The 16,317-nt window shown below is 44.5% G+C and carries 26 protein-coding genes; 24 read left to right on the top strand and 2 right to left on the bottom strand.

From position 1 onward, the window contains the following. Positions 1-11 precede the first annotated feature (11 nt). Genes rplF through rplO form a run of 4 tightly spaced genes read left to right on the top strand, consistent with a single transcriptional unit; the run spans position 12 to position 1,963 of the window. Positions 12-545: a 50S ribosomal protein L6 gene (rplF, locus tag LRM44_RS02620; protein ID WP_445083032.1), complete on the top strand. Its 534-nt coding sequence runs from the start codon at positions 12-14 to the stop codon at positions 543-545. A 2-nt stretch (positions 546-547) separates the two neighbouring features. After that, positions 548-898: a 50S ribosomal protein L18 gene (rplR, locus tag LRM44_RS02615; RefSeq protein ID WP_129745349.1), complete on the top strand. Its 351-nt coding sequence runs from the start codon at positions 548-550 to the stop codon at positions 896-898. 1 nt (position 899) lies between these two features. Beyond that, positions 900-1,490 (top strand): 30S ribosomal protein S5, encoded by a 591-nt coding sequence (gene rpsE / locus LRM44_RS02610; protein ID WP_129632920.1) that lies wholly within the window; start codon positions 900-902, stop codon positions 1,488-1,490. Further along, positions 1,490-1,963, top strand: a complete 474-nt coding sequence (rplO, locus tag LRM44_RS02605) for a 50S ribosomal protein L15 (RefSeq protein ID WP_129745344.1) — start codon at positions 1,490-1,492, stop codon at positions 1,961-1,963. Before rpsE ends, rplO begins: the two co-directional genes overlap by 1 nt. A 69-nt stretch (positions 1,964-2,032) precedes the next feature. On the opposite strand, the gene LRM44_RS02600 is transcribed toward rplO, so the two are convergent. Continuing rightward, a complete protein-coding gene (locus LRM44_RS02600) occupies positions 2,033-2,746 on the bottom strand; it encodes an OmpA family protein (protein WP_243803645.1) in 714 nt (237 codons plus the stop codon). A 136-nt stretch (positions 2,747-2,882) separates the two neighbouring features. Between LRM44_RS02600 and secY the strand changes: the two genes are divergently transcribed. Continuing rightward, a complete protein-coding gene (secY, locus tag LRM44_RS02595) occupies positions 2,883-4,358 on the top strand; it encodes a preprotein translocase subunit SecY (RefSeq protein WP_243803644.1) in 1,476 nt (491 codons plus the stop codon). Between the two features lie 53 nt (positions 4,359-4,411). On the opposite strand, the gene LRM44_RS02590 is transcribed toward secY, so the two are convergent. Then, positions 4,412-4,987: a hypothetical protein gene (locus LRM44_RS02590; RefSeq protein WP_243803643.1), complete on the bottom strand. Its 576-nt coding sequence runs from the start codon at positions 4,985-4,987 to the stop codon at positions 4,412-4,414. 106 nt (positions 4,988-5,093) lie between these two features. On the opposite strand from LRM44_RS02590, the gene infA reads away from it, so the two are divergent. The 19 genes from infA (at position 5,094) to LRM44_RS02495 (ending at position 16,313) form a co-directional block, all read left to right on the top strand. Further along, complete coding sequence (infA, locus tag LRM44_RS02585) at positions 5,094-5,336, top strand: translation initiation factor IF-1 (RefSeq protein WP_129635133.1); 243 nt, start codon at positions 5,094-5,096, stop codon at positions 5,334-5,336. A gap of 54 nt (positions 5,337-5,390) precedes the next feature. Continuing rightward, on the top strand, positions 5,391-5,507 hold the full coding sequence (rpmJ, locus tag LRM44_RS02580; protein ID WP_129637195.1) for a 50S ribosomal protein L36: 117 nt from the start codon (positions 5,391-5,393) through the stop codon (positions 5,505-5,507). A gap of 2 nt (positions 5,508-5,509) precedes the next feature. Then, positions 5,510-5,896, top strand: coding sequence for a 30S ribosomal protein S13 (gene rpsM / locus LRM44_RS02575; RefSeq protein ID WP_039327369.1), 387 nt, complete (start codon positions 5,510-5,512; stop codon positions 5,894-5,896). A 15-nt stretch (positions 5,897-5,911) separates the two neighbouring features. After that, entirely contained in the window at positions 5,912-6,301 is a 390-nt protein-coding gene (gene rpsK, locus LRM44_RS02570) for a 30S ribosomal protein S11 (protein ID WP_129745336.1), read from the top strand. Positions 6,302-6,303: 2 nt separating this feature from the next. Beyond that, on the top strand, positions 6,304-6,924 hold the full coding sequence (gene rpsD, locus LRM44_RS02565) for a 30S ribosomal protein S4 (protein WP_243778156.1): 621 nt from the start codon (positions 6,304-6,306) through the stop codon (positions 6,922-6,924). A 21-nt stretch (positions 6,925-6,945) separates the two neighbouring features. After that, positions 6,946-7,869 (top strand): DNA-directed RNA polymerase subunit alpha, encoded by a 924-nt coding sequence (locus tag LRM44_RS02560; protein ID WP_243803642.1) that lies wholly within the window; start codon positions 6,946-6,948, stop codon positions 7,867-7,869. A gap of 2 nt (positions 7,870-7,871) precedes the next feature. Further along, complete coding sequence (gene rplQ / locus LRM44_RS02555; RefSeq protein WP_129636875.1) at positions 7,872-8,258, top strand: 50S ribosomal protein L17; 387 nt, start codon at positions 7,872-7,874, stop codon at positions 8,256-8,258. A 1-nt stretch (position 8,259) separates the two neighbouring features. Further along, positions 8,260-8,691, top strand: coding sequence for a 50S ribosomal protein L13 (gene rplM / locus LRM44_RS02550; protein ID WP_129632888.1), 432 nt, complete (start codon positions 8,260-8,262; stop codon positions 8,689-8,691). 1 nt (position 8,692) lies between these two features. Further along, entirely contained in the window at positions 8,693-9,091 is a 399-nt protein-coding gene (gene rpsI, locus LRM44_RS02545) for a 30S ribosomal protein S9 (RefSeq protein WP_129632884.1), read from the top strand. A 70-nt stretch (positions 9,092-9,161) separates the two neighbouring features. Further along, a complete protein-coding gene (locus tag LRM44_RS02540) occupies positions 9,162-10,025 on the top strand; it encodes an alpha/beta fold hydrolase (RefSeq protein ID WP_243803641.1) in 864 nt (287 codons plus the stop codon). Then, positions 10,022-10,597: a class IV adenylate cyclase gene (gene cyaB / locus LRM44_RS02535; RefSeq protein ID WP_243803640.1), complete on the top strand. Its 576-nt coding sequence runs from the start codon at positions 10,022-10,024 to the stop codon at positions 10,595-10,597. The genes LRM44_RS02540 and cyaB overlap by 4 nt, the downstream gene beginning before the upstream one ends. A gap of 29 nt (positions 10,598-10,626) precedes the next feature. Continuing rightward, complete coding sequence (locus tag LRM44_RS02530; RefSeq protein WP_243803639.1) at positions 10,627-11,148, top strand: GrpB family protein; 522 nt, start codon at positions 10,627-10,629, stop codon at positions 11,146-11,148. A gap of 76 nt (positions 11,149-11,224) precedes the next feature. Beyond that, positions 11,225-11,815 (top strand): non-canonical purine NTP pyrophosphatase, encoded by a 591-nt coding sequence (locus LRM44_RS02525; protein ID WP_243803638.1) that lies wholly within the window; start codon positions 11,225-11,227, stop codon positions 11,813-11,815. After that, positions 11,812-12,054 (top strand): hypothetical protein, encoded by a 243-nt coding sequence (locus tag LRM44_RS02520; protein WP_243803637.1) that lies wholly within the window; start codon positions 11,812-11,814, stop codon positions 12,052-12,054. Before LRM44_RS02525 ends, LRM44_RS02520 begins: the two co-directional genes overlap by 4 nt. Before the next feature lie 530 nt (positions 12,055-12,584). Further along, positions 12,585-12,938: an aspartate/glutamate racemase family protein gene (locus LRM44_RS02515; protein WP_243803636.1), complete on the top strand. Its 354-nt coding sequence runs from the start codon at positions 12,585-12,587 to the stop codon at positions 12,936-12,938. After that, positions 12,904-13,293, top strand: a complete 390-nt coding sequence (locus LRM44_RS02510) for a hypothetical protein (RefSeq protein WP_243803635.1) — start codon at positions 12,904-12,906, stop codon at positions 13,291-13,293. The genes LRM44_RS02515 and LRM44_RS02510 overlap by 35 nt, the downstream gene beginning before the upstream one ends. An 8-nt stretch (positions 13,294-13,301) precedes the next feature. After that, positions 13,302-14,345, top strand: coding sequence for a tryptophan--tRNA ligase (gene trpS, locus LRM44_RS02505; protein ID WP_243803634.1), 1,044 nt, complete (start codon positions 13,302-13,304; stop codon positions 14,343-14,345). A gap of 12 nt (positions 14,346-14,357) precedes the next feature. Next, entirely contained in the window at positions 14,358-15,503 is a 1,146-nt protein-coding gene (locus tag LRM44_RS02500; protein WP_243803633.1) for an RluA family pseudouridine synthase, read from the top strand. Further along, a complete protein-coding gene (locus LRM44_RS02495) occupies positions 15,504-16,313 on the top strand; it encodes an AAA family ATPase (protein ID WP_243803632.1) in 810 nt (269 codons plus the stop codon). The last annotated feature ends 4 nt before the right edge of the window (positions 16,314-16,317 follow it).

Here is a 16,317-nt window from a genome sequence, read left to right as displayed (position 1 = left end):
GAGTAATGAGTCTGAGTCGAATCGGAAAACTGCCGGTGATTATTCCGGCCGGTGTGACAATCACGGTTGACTCTGGTGATGTGGTCGTTAAAGGACCAAAGGGTGAATTGAAGCAATTCATCACACCAGCAGTTGAGGTGAAAGTCGAAGACGGACAAGTCACGGTACATCCTAAGGACGAGTCCAAAGTAGCCCGTAGTCAGCATGGCCTGATGCGCGCGCTAATTAACAACATGGTAATCGGTGTAACCAAAGGCTATGAAAAGCGCCTAGAGGTTAACGGTGTTGGTTTCCGTGTTGGCTCAAGCAACAATGAGCTAGAAATGGCACTTGGATTTTCACATCCAGTCAAATACAAAGCCCCAGAAGGCGTAACTGTTACCAACGAAAAAATGATTATCGTTGTTAGCGGTATCAATAAACAACAAGTCGGCCAAGTTGCAGCGGAAATCCGCGCACTGAAGAAGCCTGAACCATACAAGGGTAAGGGTATCAAGTACGTCGACGAGCAGATTTTGCGTAAAGCAGGAAAGACAGGTAAGTAATCATGGCTGAAAATAAGAAGCTACTCAACCGCGCTCTTCGCAAAAACCGCGTTCGCGCTAAGGTTTCAGGTACAGCAGAGCGTCCACGCTTGACAGTTACTATTAGCAATTTGCATGTTAGCGCGCAATTAATTGACGATGTGGCTGGTAAAACATTGGCTGCAGCAACTACAGTTGGAACAAAAGCAACTGGCACGATGACTGAAAAAAGTGCTGCTATCGGTACTGAAATTGCTAAGAAAGCAAAGAAAATTAAGATTAGCGCAGTAGTGTTTGATCGCAATGGTCGTCAATACGCTGGCCGTCTAAAGGCTTTGGCTGACGCTGCGCGCCAAGAAGGATTGGAGTTCTAGTATGGCAGAGCAAGCTGCAAATACTACCCCACGTGCAGAAGGTCGTCGACCTCGAAATCCACGTGGTGGTCGCCGCGATGACCGGCGAAATGTGCGCGATGACGCACCAAAAGAATTTGAAGAATTGGTAATCAACATTGACCGCGTTTCTCGCGTGGTTAAAGGTGGTCGCCGCTTCCGATTTAAGGCTTTGGTGGTTGTTGGTAACCGCAAAGATAAAGTTGGTGTCGGTGTTGCTAAGGGTGCAGATGTTCAAGCTGCAGTCGCTAAGGCTACATCAGTCGCTAAAAAGCACCTAATTACATTGCCATTAAACGGCGAAACAATCCCGCACGACAGCGAAGTTAAATTCTCTGGCGCACGCGTATTGATCAAGCCAGCCGCTCCTGGTACTGGTATTATCGCTGGTGGTGTAGTTCGCCAAATTATCGGTGTAACAGGTGTTCGTAACCTATTGACCAAATCTCTTGGCTCAACCAACAAGGTTAACATTGCTTACGCGACTATTGAAGCTCTAAAGTCATTAGTTCCACGCGATCAATGGCTAAGCGCTCAGCCTGTAAAAAAGGTTGCTAAAAAGGAGGCTAAATAATGAAGTACAATGATCTCCAAGTTTCAGCAAACAGGAATAAAAAGCGTGTTGGTCGCGGTATTGCTGCTGGTCAAGGTAAAACTGCTGGTCGCGGTACTAAAGGTCAGAATGCCCGAACAGGTAAGAAGCTTCGCGTAATGTTCCAGGGCGGTCAGCGTCCACTAGCCCAAGCTGTGCCAAAGGCTCGCGGATTTAAGAGCTTGCGAACTCCAGCACAAGTTGTGTACATGGATCATTTGAACGCATTTGACGGCAAGACTGTTGACAATGCTTTGCTGTTCACTGAAGGCTATATTGCAACTCCTTTCCACACGGTTAAGGTGATTGCTCGTGGTGAATTGAAGGCTAAGGTTGACTTGAAAGTACAAGCTGCCTCAGCTTCAGTTGTTGCTGCCATCGAAAAAGCCGGTGGCTCATTCGAGAAAGTAGCTACACCTCTACGCCAAAGCGCGAAAGAAGCTGAAGAGAAATAATTTTTTTCTCGATAACGATAAATCCCCTTCGAAAGAGAAGGGGATTTTCTTTTGCTTTGATATTCTGGACTATTTTTCGCTACATTCTTGCGGCACGACTAGATAAATAGTCACGTTCCTGTCGGCGGTATCATCGCTACTGTCATGATTGGCAATTTTCGGTTCAGAGATAATAATCTTATTCTCAGGAAAACCTTGCGAAACTAAGCCTTGCTTGACTTTATCGGCGCGCTCCATGGCTAATTTTGTGCCAGCACTTGTCTTTGAACTTTCGTACGTCTGACCGACCAGCTCAATTGAAAATTCCTTTTGACTATTTGATTTGTATAGCGACCCCAGTTTAGCTAGTTCGTCAACGGCAATTTCTTCGTATGTATATTGCGTCGAATCCGCATTGAAGAAAACATTTTTAAAATTATATTTACCGTCGCTAAGCGTAAAATAGCCGTCTTTCATATAGTCATAGCCAGCTTTTCGAAAATCAGCAGACGTTAAACATTTTGAATTTGATTTAGCTAAATTCTGCTTTTTGTCTTCGTTTTTCTTCTCATCCTTAGGTTTGACTGCTTCTTTGCGCGAAATATTCGTGTCTTTTGAAGGAGCGGTTTTATTTGACATAAGAACAATTGCCACCACTATTCCGATTATCGCCAGCACTCCCACGATTGCCAATGTAACCCATAGCCATAATTTACTTTTCTTTGGTGGATAATTTTGGGGAAATTCTGGGTTTGGCGGTGGCGTAATTGGCGGAGTTGATGGGATTTCAGGTTGCTGCTGCATATAATACCTCGTTTACGTTATATTATTGACTCAATTATAACGCATACGCTTTTATGTTTTTAGTATGGAAATATCCGCTCAGGTAATGTATAATTAACAGAGTTAAGAATTGTTAGTGACTATGAGGGGCTAAAACATGAATTGGAGAATAATTTTCCGCTCGCTGAAAAATAAAGATATGCAAAAACGACTATTTATTGTCGTGGGAATAATCGTTGTTTATCGATTATTAGCGCACATTCCAGTGCCATTGGCGGAACCAACACAACTGCGTAACGCGATTTCGTCGGTGCTTGGGCAATCTGACCTCGGTGGAATTTTGAACTTGCTATCTGGCGGTGCGTTGTCGAGCTTCTCTCTGGTGTTGGTTGGTCTTAGCCCATTTATTACCGCTAGTATTATTATTCAGCTTCTGACCAAAGCCATTCCAAGGCTTGAGGAACTACATAAAGATGGTGAATCTGGACGTCGAAAAATTCAGCAATGGACGCGTGTTATTACTGTGCCGCTTGCTATTGTCCAGTCAATCGCTTTCATCTTCATCTTAAGGCAAACAGTTCTTCAAGGCGGTAGTACGACATTAGCCGACCCTACGATGATGGAATGGATCGTTTCAATTACTTCAATGACAGCAGGATCTGTTCTTCTGATGTGGCTTGGCGAGTTAATTACAGAACAGGGAATCGGTAATGGTATTTCTATCGTAATCTTCGCTGGTATCATTAGCCAATTGCCACAAATGCTCGCGTCATTAATTTCATCATTATTCAACACCTCATCTGGCAGCTTGAACGTCTTCAACTGGTTTACTCTCCCTGTAAACCCAGTTATGTTCTGGACTATATTAATCATGTCAATCGCCGGACTTATCGTCCTTTACTTCCTAGTTAAAATCAACGAAGCTCAGCGCGTCATTACAATTAACTACGCAAAGCGCGTTCATGGAAACAGTAATTACGGCGACGTAAAAAGCATTTTGCCGGTTAAGTTGATTGCTGCGGGAGTTATTCCGGTCATCTTCGCGGTTGCATTCCTAAGCTTGCCGCAATTCGTTGGTCAAGTTATGAAAGCGTCTGGTAACGCCGATCTTCTGCCGACCGCCAACAAGCTTATCACTTGGTTCCAAGCTCCAAACGCCGGCTCATTCACCGGCAGTACCGCAGAAGCATTTATTTACCCAACGCTATACTTTATCCTGGTTATCGCCTTTACATATTTCTATACTGGAATCGTCTTTAACGCTAACGAAATTGCCGAAAATCTGCAGAAGCAAGGCGGATTTATTGAAGGTGTGCGTCCAGGCGCTCAGACTGAAAAATACCTTATGAGAACCGTCAATCGCTTGATTTTGTTCGGCTCAATTGTCCTGGGAATCGTGGCTATTTTGCCATTCGTCGCGGAATATCTCACGTACAATTTAACAGGCTTGCAAGGTTTGCGTTTGTCAATCGGCGGTACAGGAATCTTGATTGTCGTATCAGTTGCCCTTGAGACTCTGCGACAAGTCAACTCTCGTGCGCTGATGGTTACATATGACGATTTCGATCCAGACGAGCTGCTTGATAACGACAAAAAGAAGAGCAAGAAGCGTCGTTTGTTTAAGAAAAAATAATTGACATTAAAAATCCCCGCCGAAAAGCGGGGAATTCTTTTTTTGTGAATGGATTATCGTATTTTGTAATCGTAAGATAAATTGTCGCCAACTTTTTTCTCATTTTGGCAGACTGGCGCAATCTCATTACTAATATTATTTTCATCAACCATCTTACAGCTCGGAATTTCAAATAGGTTAAATTGATTGGTTGGGGAAATCGCCTTCCATCCGTTATCTTGCTTAACTGCGAACATTCGCGCCGCAGAATTGCCGCAGCCATAGCCTAGTAGTAATTGTTTCTCATCCTGGGAATGGGCAATTACCGCAGTTACGCCGTTGTTATCCTTACAGCCCGACTTTTTTACGTCTGCTTTCAGAAAATCGCGAATCTCTTGTGTGACTGAATCGTTGCGAATAACTAATTTATCTCCTTCAATTCGGAAGCCTAGAGAACCCAAGTTCACGGATCCACCGTCAACATTTTCGACTGTTTGAAACGTCTTGTCGGAAGTTTGGTTGGCGTGTAATAAAATTACGCCAATAACTATTACTATCAAAGCCGTCGCCAGACCGATTAGCACCGCGGTCATTGTCTTATTTTTCGATTTTGTAACCTTAAAGTTTGCTGGTTTTTTCTTGCTTGCCATAAAAATCCTTATGTTAAATTTGATGACTCAATTATAGCACGCAAATTTACAGCGAAAACCCCTTGTCAAACTGTATTTAGTACTGTATAATTGACAACTGTAACTTATGGCGAGTCAAAAGGAAGTCATCAAAATGGTAGGAAAGGTAGTGGAAGCACTGCCTAATACTCAATTTAAGGTGGAACTGGAGAATGGCCATAGTATCATCGCGCACATTTCAGGACGAATGCGCAAGCATTATATTCGTCTAGTGCCTGGTGATAAGGTTGAGGTTGAGATGACCCCTTACGATCTTACAAAGGGACGAATCAGCTTCCGCCTACGTGACGATCGACCTCAAGGTCGGTAGTTAAATATTAACGGTAATCTCGGGTTTACTCGGGAAGGGAGATTTAAGCACTTTATGAAAGTTCGTGCAGGTGTGAAAAAAATCAGTCCCGATGATAAGTTCGTTCGCCGCAAAGGCCGACTATATATCATCAACAAGAAAAAACCTAAGAATAAGCAAAGGCAGGGTTAAGCATGGCTCGAATTGCTGGGGTAGTTATCCCAACAGAGAAGCAGGTGCAAATTGCGCTCACCTATATTTACGGTATTGGGCCAAAGCACGCTTCGAGCATCCTTGCGGCGGCTAAAATTGAGCCGACCACTCGGGTGAAAGATCTCACCGAGGCTGAAGAAAACAAGATTCGCGAAATTATTGACAGCGAATACACCGTTGAAGGTGATCTCCAGCGCTTGGTGACAAATAATATTAAGCGCTTGAAGGATATCAACGCCTATCGCGGTCTTCGCCACAAAGCAGGACTGCCAACACGCGGACAGCGGACTCGTACGAATGCACGAACTCGCAAGGGTCGCGCCATCGCCGTGGGCGGTACACAACCAAAAGCAGCAAGTAAGACCTAAAGAAAGGACTAAGAAATGGCAGACGCAAAATCTACCAAGAAGAAGCAGCGCCGATCAGTCCCAGCTGGTCAGCTGCATATTCAGGCAACATTTAACAATACTATCGTTACTTTTTCCGACAAGAAGGGTAACGTGCTAACCGCTTCATCAGCTGGTGCATGTGGTTTCCGTGGAAGTAAAAAAGGTACAGCCTATGCTTCACAGGTTGCTGCTGAAAAAGCTGCTGAAGCTGCGAAATCTCAATACGGCTTGAAGTCTGTTGACGTTTTCGTGAAAGGTGTCGGCTTGGGTCGTGACGCCGCTATTCGTGCGGTCAGCGCCTTCGACATCTCAGTAGAAAGCATTAAGGACGTAACTGGCGTGCCTCACGGTGGTGTTCGTCCACGAAAGGCACGGAGGGCATAATTATGGCACGAGATAATTCACCAATTGTCAAGCAAAGCCGCCGCGAAGGTTATGCGCTTCATCCAAAAGCACATAAAATTTTGGCGAAAAAATCTGGCATTCCAGGTCAGCACGCACATGGTCGTCAGAATAAGCCAAGTCTATACGCTACACAGCTTCGTGAAAAGCAGAAGGTTCGTCGCTTGTATGGTCTAGTCGAGAAGCAGTTTGCTCGCTTGATGAAAGAAGCAACACGCGCTCAAGAAGGTTTGGCGGGCGAAAACTTGTTGAAGCTATTAGAGCGCCGTTTGGATAACGTCGTTTATCGTTCTGGATTTGCCGTATCACGTCGCGCAGCTCGTCAACTAGTTAGCCACGGACACTTTGAATTGAACGGCCGACGCGTCGATATTCCATCGATTCGCGTTAAAGCTGGCGATGTCATCACAGTTCGTCCAAAGAGTACCAAGTCAGAGTACTTTACACGAATTGACGATGTAATCAACAATTCAGTCCAAGGCCCACTAAGCTGGCTAAAAGCGGATAGCAAGAAGCTGAAGATTGAAGTAACTGGTTTGCCAAAGCGCGAGGAAGCAGAAGCTGACATCAACGAGCAATTAATTGTTGAGTATTACTCACGATAAAAGAAGGGTTAGGGAAGAATTATGGCAAAAGCAATTTACAATCCAGCACTCGCGAGCGTTGATGACATTTCAGCAAACAGTGCTACTTTTCTAATCGAGCCACTTCACCCAGGCTACGGTAATACTCTTGGTAACTCATTGCGACGCGTTCTATTGTCAAGCGTTCGCGGTGGCGCGGTTGTAGCTTTCAGGATTGAGGGCGCAACTCACGAGTTTACTACTGTTGAAGGCATCAAAGAAGATGTTGTCGACATTATGTTGAACTTGAAGAACGTTCACCTACGCGTATTTACTGACGATCCAGTTGAGCTACGCATTGAGAAAACTGGCGCTGGCGAAGTAACTGCCGCTGACATTAAAACTAATGCTGATGTTGAAGTTGTTAACCCAGAGCAAGTAATTGCTACAATCGACGACCCGAACAAGCATTTGGTTATGGATTTGGTAGTTGAGGCAGGTTGCGGTTACCAGACAATTGAAGAGTCAAGCGAAAAGCGTTTGCACAGTGACATGATTGCTATCGACGCAATGTACTCACCAGTTCTACGCGTTCGCTACAAAGTCGACTCAACTCGTGTTGGTCAGGAGACAAACTTGGACAAATTGGCAATCACTGTTGAAACTAACGGCACAATCACACCTCGTGAAGCGTTTGAAGAAGCAGCAGCGATTCTTGTCAATCAATACACAGCTTTGGCTGGCAACACGATGGTAACTGGCGCACCAGCACTTGGCGCAGCTAAGGAAGACGAAGAGTCGGAGTTAGCAATGCCAATCGAAGAATTAAACTTAAGCGCCCGCACGACAAACGCGCTAATTAACAATGAAATCCGCACTATTCGCGATTTGGTAACTTTGACTGAGCAAGATTTGCGAGAATTGAAAGGCTTCGGTTCAAAGGCACTAGACGAAGTACGTGACAAGATGGCGGAGTTGGAGTTTTAACTATGCATAGACACGGATATCAAGGGCGCAAGTTCGGCCGCGAGCGTGATCAGCGACGAGCCCTACTCAAAGGTCTGGCTACCAGCTTGGTTGAGTACGGAAAGATCGAGACCACCTTGCCAAAGGCTAAGGAACTAAAGCGTCACATTGAAAAAATCATCACCAAGGCTAAAAAGGGCGACCTAGCAAGCCGACGTCAGGTGATTGCAGCATTAAGCACACGCGCCGCTGCTTACAAACTAGTTGATGAAATCGCACCACAGCTAAGTGGTCGAACCAGCGGACACGTTCGCGTTGAACGAACACGTTTGCGAGTCGGCGACGGCGCTCAAATGGCGATCATCGAGTTTGTTGACGATATTAAACCAATGCCAAAGGAAGGAAAATAAGATGAAGACTTATTCACAAAAACCATCTGAAGTTTCTCGCCGTTGGGTATTGTTTGACGCTAGCGAATTACCACTTGGACGTTTGGCTACAGAAATTGCCAAGCATTTGACTGGTAAATACAAGCCAACCTACACTCCTCATATTGATGGTGGCGACTACGTAGTTGTTATCAATGCTGCACAGACAGTCGTTACTGGATACAAGGAAACTGATAAGTATTACTATCGCCACAGTGGTTTCCCAGGTGGAATTAAGGAAACGCAATTCAAAGAAATGCGCGAACGCCACCCAGAACGAATTATTGAAGAAGCTGTTAAAGGTATGTTGCCAAAGAACAAATTGCAAGCAGAGCGCCTAAAGCGTCTACGCATTTTTGCTGGCAGCGACCACGCTCACACAGCACAAACACCAGAGAAAGTTGAGGTAAAGTAATATGGCTGCTGATACTTATTTCTACGGCCTAGGACGACGCAAGAGTGCTTCAGCAAGCGTTCGCCTACTTCCTGGCAAAGGCACCATTACAATCAATGGCAAACCTGCCGCTGAGTACCTGGACGGCAACAAAACCCTACTAGCAGAAGTAACTGACCCACTTGCTATCGTCAGCAAGCAAAAAGAGTTCGACGTTACTATCTTAGTTAAGGGTGGCGGTCTGGCTGGTCAAGTTGACGCCATCAAGCTTGGCATCGCAAAGGCTTTGACAGCTGCTCACGCTGATCTACGTCCAGTTCTGAAGAAGGCTGAGCTATTGAAACGTGACCCACGCGAGAAAGAGCGCAAGAAGTATGGTCTTCGTTCTGCTCGTAAACGCGAACAATTCTCTAAGCGTTAGTACAGAAAAGGCTATCACAAAATACTCCGTTTCACATGCAGGCGGAGTATTTTCATAGTATACTAAAAATATGTTGGACAAGATTATCCATCGCTGGTTGCGGATTCCGTATGCATTGAACGTGCATTATTTTTCTCGTCCAGAAAAACCGAAAGCGACGATTTTACTTATTCATGGATTAGGCGCATCCTGGAAAACATGGATGCCGCTGGAGCCGTATTTACCGAAGGACACGCGAGTTATAGCAATTGACATGCTGGGATTTGGCAATTCGCCCAAGCCTGATTGGAAGTCCTACAACGCCCACGACCAAGCCGCAAGCATCGTCGCCACTTTGCGTAGGGAATTCATAAATCACGTCGATATCGTCATCGGTCATTCTATGGGCTCGCTGACTGCCGTAGAGCTCGCCAAGCAATATCCGAAGTTGAGCAAGTCGCTGATTTTGTGCAGCCCGCCGATATATTATCCGAGGGTCGACGAAAAAATTCATCATCCAGAGAAGATTTTGCGTGCGCTTTATGAGTTTTTCAATAGTCATCCGCGCAGTTCGAAACGCTTTTTGCAATTTGCTGATCGGCACAATATTTGGCCTGACGCTGGATTTAAGGCTGATGAGGTTACCTCCGAGTCGTTTTTAATCGCCCTGAACACCGCGATTATCAATCAGACGACAATGAATGACATTGCTAAGCTCACTCTTCCGATTGCTATTTTGTCTGGAAAGCTTGATCCACTGATTGTAGAGAGAAACCTGAAGAAATTAGCAAAAGATCATAACAATATCACTCATACGTCAATGGCAACTCAGCGGCACGAAATAACCGACAAATATGCGAAGAAATTGTCGGAAATTATGAAAGAATATCTGACGGGAAAATATTCACCGAAAACGAGTCGTCTTATAGCAAGGTCCAAACGAGGAAGCTTATGATTGAAGTAGAGTCTAAATTTAAGATATCGGGTGGCATAACGCAGCGCGATCTTCTCGCCATACTAAAAAGCCAATTCATCGCACCCATCTCAAGCAAACGCCAAATTGATACAGTGTTTTTATTGCCCGAGCAAGTTGATGCGCCAATTGTTCTCGGCTCCAAAATTATGCGAGTGCGCGATGTTCTTAATCCGGAAACTGGTGAGCTGCAACGGAGCTTGATGACGCTGAAAGTTGAAGGACAGGCAAAATTGGTGTCTGATGAATATGAATTTGCGGTTGATGACGGAAATGCGGCGCGCCAAATGCTCACAGCGCTGGGCTGGCAAGAAATTGTTACGGTTGATAAAGTCCGCCTTGAATCGAAAACTGAGGACTATACGATCTGCATCGACGAAGTTGCTGGACTAGGACTATTTATTGAACTGGAAATCCTGACAGAAGACGATGCCAACGTAAAAAACATTCAGCAACAAATGTGCAATTTTCTGAAAAACCTGAACATTGACGGCAAATTATGGAAAATTCCGTACGACACAAGCATTAGAGATCTGCAAAATAACGTTAGTTAGCGTATACTTGATTAAATTTAGGAGGTCTTATGTCGGTTGAAATTAAAAGATCCAAAAAAGACATATCGGCTGTCTTTACGCGCGTGAAAAATAAATTAGCGCTAGTGCTTGCGGATAGTCCGCAAATTCATCATGTCGGCAGTACCGCGGTACTTGGCTTGGATGGTAAAAATATCCTAGATATCCTTATTTCTGCTAAAGATAGCGAACACATGAACGAGTTGCGGGACAAATTGGTAGCAATTGGATATTTTCCTTCATTAAATCCAAGTTCCCGTCAAGGGTATATCTTCCTGGCGTCCCGACAAGAAGAAACTGGCGAGGGCGATATTCATATTCACCTCGCGGTCGCGAATACTGAAACGCACGATAACTTCTTAATTATCAGAGATTATCTAAGGTCTCACAATGACGAAGCTGATCAATATTCAAAGATAAAATATCAATATGCCAAGCAAGCAAATTACGACAGGTCAGCGTATAAAAAACTTAAAGCAGCTTATGTCGATAAGTTATTGCAACGTGCCAGGCAGTGGAAAAATGGCGGCTAATCTCCTCATTCACATTCCGCACGACACAAGCATTAGAAATCTGCAGAATAACGTTAGTTAGCGTATACTTATTAGTATGAAACAAGAGAATAGCCCAATTTATTTCATCACTTCCAATCACAGTAAATTCACTAGCTTTCAAGAACTCCTCCAGCCGCTTGGTGTTGATTTAAGGCAGCTCGATTATGATTTTGACGAAGGGCGAGGACTAGATATTCAGACGATTGCAAAAAGCAAATTATCTCAAGCCAAGAAAGCGTTTCCGAACAAGCGCCTGGTCGTTGATGACCGCGGTTTTTTCATTCCGGCGCTGAAAGGTTTTCCGGGACCATTTGTTAAATTGCTACTGAATAGCTTTAGTTATCCCGGCATTATCAAGTTGATGAAAGGCGAGGCTGATCGTCGAGCTATTTTTTCTTTTGCGGTTGGCTATTTTGACGGTAATGAAGACCATATTTTTGTAGCCAACGAAGAGGGATTTATCGTCGACGAGCCACGTGGCAATAATCTCCATGGCTGGACGGAATTGTTATATATTTATGGACACCCGAGCTTTCCTGGCCGTAGTTTGGCAGAACTGAACGACGAAGAATGGCAGGAATATCTGACGATAATTGAGAAAGTTGATGGGCTCGCGATGCTGCGGGATTATTTAATAGATGCATGAAAGCTGATAATAACCGTATACGACAGACTATCATTGCTCGCGAAATCATTGATCTCTACCGAGATTCACAAGACAAAATCGGGACGGCCGTGTCGCTTGATGTATTGTGTTTTGCAATGGCGAGATTGACTGACTGCGATAAAGTTGACTATCCAACAATTGACTGGGATGATTTAGCAAGTAACTTTGATGGCATAGCAACATCCAAGCCAGTGATGCATCAACTATACGAAAGATAGAAAATGATATAGCGTCTACATATAAAAAATCTTTAAAGATTATAAAGCAACAACTAAGCTGAGCTAGGAAGAAAGACTGCCGCTCCTTAATGTCATTTTACTAATCGTAGCCTCTGTGTTCGGTATGGTAATCGGTTTCGCTGTTTGTCTGGCTGAATCGCTGCATATTTATACTAAAATCGGGTTCTTAGCGATGGTAGAATTTATCATTTCGCTGCCAACATGGACAATATTATGGAAAGCAAATCCGATGGCCGTCCTATCTCTCTTATTCTCAATCGGTTTATCTATTTACATCATTTTATGGGTTTGGCTCATATCCAAGCGAGCTGTTTTATAGAACGTTTGCGAATTTTAGCAATTAGCGTTATAATCACCCCATGACTATAAAACGGCAATTCATCAACACCGCCTGGCAAAGCACGCGTTTTCGCCGCGGCTTGTTGAATTGTTCGTAAATTTCTTCTGAAAATACCAACCATGGCTAGAGGCCGCGCGCGGTCTTTTTTATATAACCCAAAGGAGAAATTATGAAGCAAAGAATAATTATCATCGGCGGCATGGGGCCGCAGGCAAGCTTGGAACTACACCGGCGGATGATTCAGCAGGCGCTGGCAGATGGCGCGAAGGATGGCACGGATTTTCCGCATATAGTTCATTTGTCGCTGCCGGTTCCTGATTTTATCGCCAATGAATCGCGGCGCAGCGAAGCCTTGGAAATTATCATAAACGAACTGAAAAACATTGACGCGTCGACGGACGACGTTATTATAATTGCCTGCAATACTGCGCATTTGTTGCAGCCCGATATTGAACAGCGGCTGAATATTCGCATAACTTCCATGGTAGATGCCGCAATTGATTATATTAAGCCGCCATTATAAAACAATTAGGCTGCTAGCGTCGCCGACGACCATCCACACTGGACTATATGACAAGCCATTGAAAGCCGCCGGAGTAACCGTATTAACGCCGGATAAGGACGAAGAACAAGCGCTGGAAGTGATAATTCGCGCAGTAATTTCTGATCAGGCAATACCGCAGTCGGTACTGGATAAAATACCAATAACAACCCAGTACGAGCAGGCAAACGCAGTAAACTATATCAATAATTGCCCCAGCAGTCCGCCAGTATTATTAGGCTGCACCGAATTATCCTGCGCCTTCGCCGAAAAACCAAACACCATTGACCCAATAAACATTTTGTTACGTTACTTAACAATCAAAGGAGTGTTATAATGAATACAATGAAACCATCAAAACCCGTCATCCTCACTGGCGTGCGCGCCAACAACAACATCCACATAGGTAATTACTTTGGGGCTATTTTGCCAATTATCAACATGGCGAAACGTCGCTCGGACGAATATGACATCAATCTATTCATCCCAGATCTCCACAGTTTTACGACGCCAATTGACCACAGCAAGTTGTATGGCAGCATCCTGAACAACGCGCGAGTTTATACCGCCGCTGGATTGCCGCTGGACAATCCTTCCATTCATCTTTACCGCCAAAGTCGCATTTCGGCGCACAGCGAACTGGCGTGGATTCTGGACTGCTTCACTGGATTTGGCGAGATGAGCCGAATGACGCAGTTTAAGGATAAGGGAAGTAAAGGCGATGTCTCCGTTGGGCTATTTAACTATCCCGTTCTGATGGCTGCCGACATCTTGCTTTACGGCGCAACTTACGTGCCAGTCGGCGACGACCAGACTCAGCATTTGGAGTTCACGCGTGATATCGCTGAGCGAATGAATCGTAAGTTTGGTGATCTATTTATCGTGCCAAAACTCGTAATTCAGCAACATCAATTCTTCGGAAAAGATCAAGGATTGAGGATTAAAGATCTCGTGAATCCAGCGAAGAAAATGAGCAAATCTGACGAAAGCGGCAAGGGAATTATCTTCCTTTCTGACGATCCAAAATCGGCACATAAGAAAATAATGAGCGCAACAACAGATTCAATTGGTAAAGTTCAATACGACAAGGAAAACCAGCCGGGAATTTCTAATTTGCTAGAGATTTTGACTTTGGTTCGGCAAGATGCTGGCAGGGAAGTTACTCTGGAGCAAATCGCCAACGAGTACTTCGGTATGGATCGTTATGGCGATTTCAAGCGAATCGTGGCTGACGAAGTTGCGGAATTTTTGGAGAATTTCCAGAATCGGCTTGCGGCGGTTGATGAGCAAGCAATTGAAGAAAAGCTGGCTTCTAGCGAAAGAGGCATGAATATCGTCGCTAATGAAACTTTGTATCGCGTTCAAAAAGCTGTAGGGCTTCGAAAATAGGGGGCAAATCGCGTGAAAATATTACCTCGGACAGTGCTGAAAATAGCTAGATTGTACAAATTAGCAGATGACAATACGCCCGTCAAATCACTGCGTCGATTAGAAATTCAAACAGACAAATCTCATGTTTTTGCGGATTTTATTTTGAACAAGCAGCATTTTGCACTGCTTTATGGTTCGATTGTCGACGAAGAGTCCATTGACGAATTGTGGACAGAAAGACCAGATAATGCCGAGATTTTACCGAATCCACTAGATCCAGAATTTATCGAAACGCCGTTCCAGGGAAAATATGTCATAATGTTCAAAATTTCGCCAACCAAAGTGCGCTTGGATATTTATTTATCGACCAAATTCGACACGACAATTTCTCGAAGTCTTTGGCAAAAATACATAAAAGCCGGATACGTTTCGGTCAATAATAAAGTCGCGACGACGCCGAAGTTTGAGGTTGATGAAACTGATGAAATTGCGCTTAATTTGCCAGAAAAAGAGCAAACGGACGTAGATTTGCCGATTTTATATGAGGACGATGATGTGATTGTCGTCAATAAACCAAGCGGGCTACTGACGCACGCGAAGGGCGGACTTTCTGACGAGCCAACGGTTGCGGAGATAATTCGCCCGAAAACTTCATTTGCGACGAACACGGATCGTCCGGGAATTGTTCATAGGCTTGACCGCGATACTTCGGGACTGTTAATTATAGCCAAAAACCCAGAATCTGCTGCGTATCTACAGAGGCAATTTGCCGAGCGAACCGCCAAGAAAACCTACATAGCGATAACCGACGGCAAGCCAAAGTTGAATGCTGCAAAAATTGACCTGCCAATTGGTCGCAATCCTTCGGCGCCGAGCACGTTCCGCATAGAGCCGAACGGAAAACCAGCTCAGACAACTTACCATGTTTTGGCGGAAAATAACACTCAATCACTCGTGGAGCTGAAGCCGACCACTGGTCGAACTCATCAATTGCGCGTCCATTTGGCTCATTTGAATGCACCGATTCTTGGCGATCGAGTTTATGGAAAGTCTTCGGATTGTCGTATGATGTTGCATGCTCAAAAATTAGAGATAATTTTGCCGTCTGGCGAGAGAAAAGTTTTTGAAGCCGCAGTTCCTGACGAATTCAAGAAATTCTTCCCAGAGGATTCATAGATGTCTGAAATGATTATATCCGCTCGAGACGCTCAAAAAATCAGCCAGATTTCATCGCAGTTGCCTCACGCGCTTTTGGCAATTGCGGATTACGGGCTCGATGGACTGGGCGTGGCTAAAATGCTAGCAAAAAATAACGATACTTTTCACCTGAAGCCGCTTCCAGAAAAGCAAACCATATCTGTTGATCAAATCCGCGAGCTCATCTCTATGCTCCGAACTTACGCCATAAATCGTCGAGTTATTGTCATTGACGAAGCCGATTCAATGACCGAGCCATCGCAAAATGCATTCCTGAAAGCACTGGAGGAGCCGAATAAAAATACCAATTTTATCCTTGTCGCGAAAAACCCGAAGTTGATGCTTGACACTGTTAGATCTCGTTGCCAGACATTAACACTTCATAAAACGACATCCGCTCAGGATAAGAAACTGCTTGAAAAGTACAATTTAGACCCAGCTTCTAGCCAGCAGATCCTTTTCCTCGCGGCTGGGCGACCATTGTTGATTAAAGAATTGGCGGAAAATCCAGAAAAATTCGCCGAATATCGACAATTAGCCACCGACGCAAAGCAAATTTTAGCCACAAATCGGGAATACGACACGTTTAAGAATCTCATCAAATACTTTCCTGACCGCCAAAAAGCGATATTGCTGACGGATATTATAGTGAATATGATTCGTTTTCAATCTTTATCTCGCGGGATGAATTCGTCGCTTGAGGAGCAACTTGAAAAAACCACCTCTGTTGCGAGCGCGTTAAAATCCAACGCCAACGTCAGGCTGGCACTGACACAACTTGTGATATAATAGT

It is taken from the genome of Candidatus Nanosynbacter sp. HMT-352 (assembly GCF_022819385.1).
In the GTDB taxonomy this organism is placed as follows: Bacteria; Patescibacteriota; Saccharimonadia; order Saccharimonadales; family Saccharimonadaceae; genus Nanosynbacter.
This window is presented reverse-complemented; position numbering and strand designations above follow the sequence as displayed.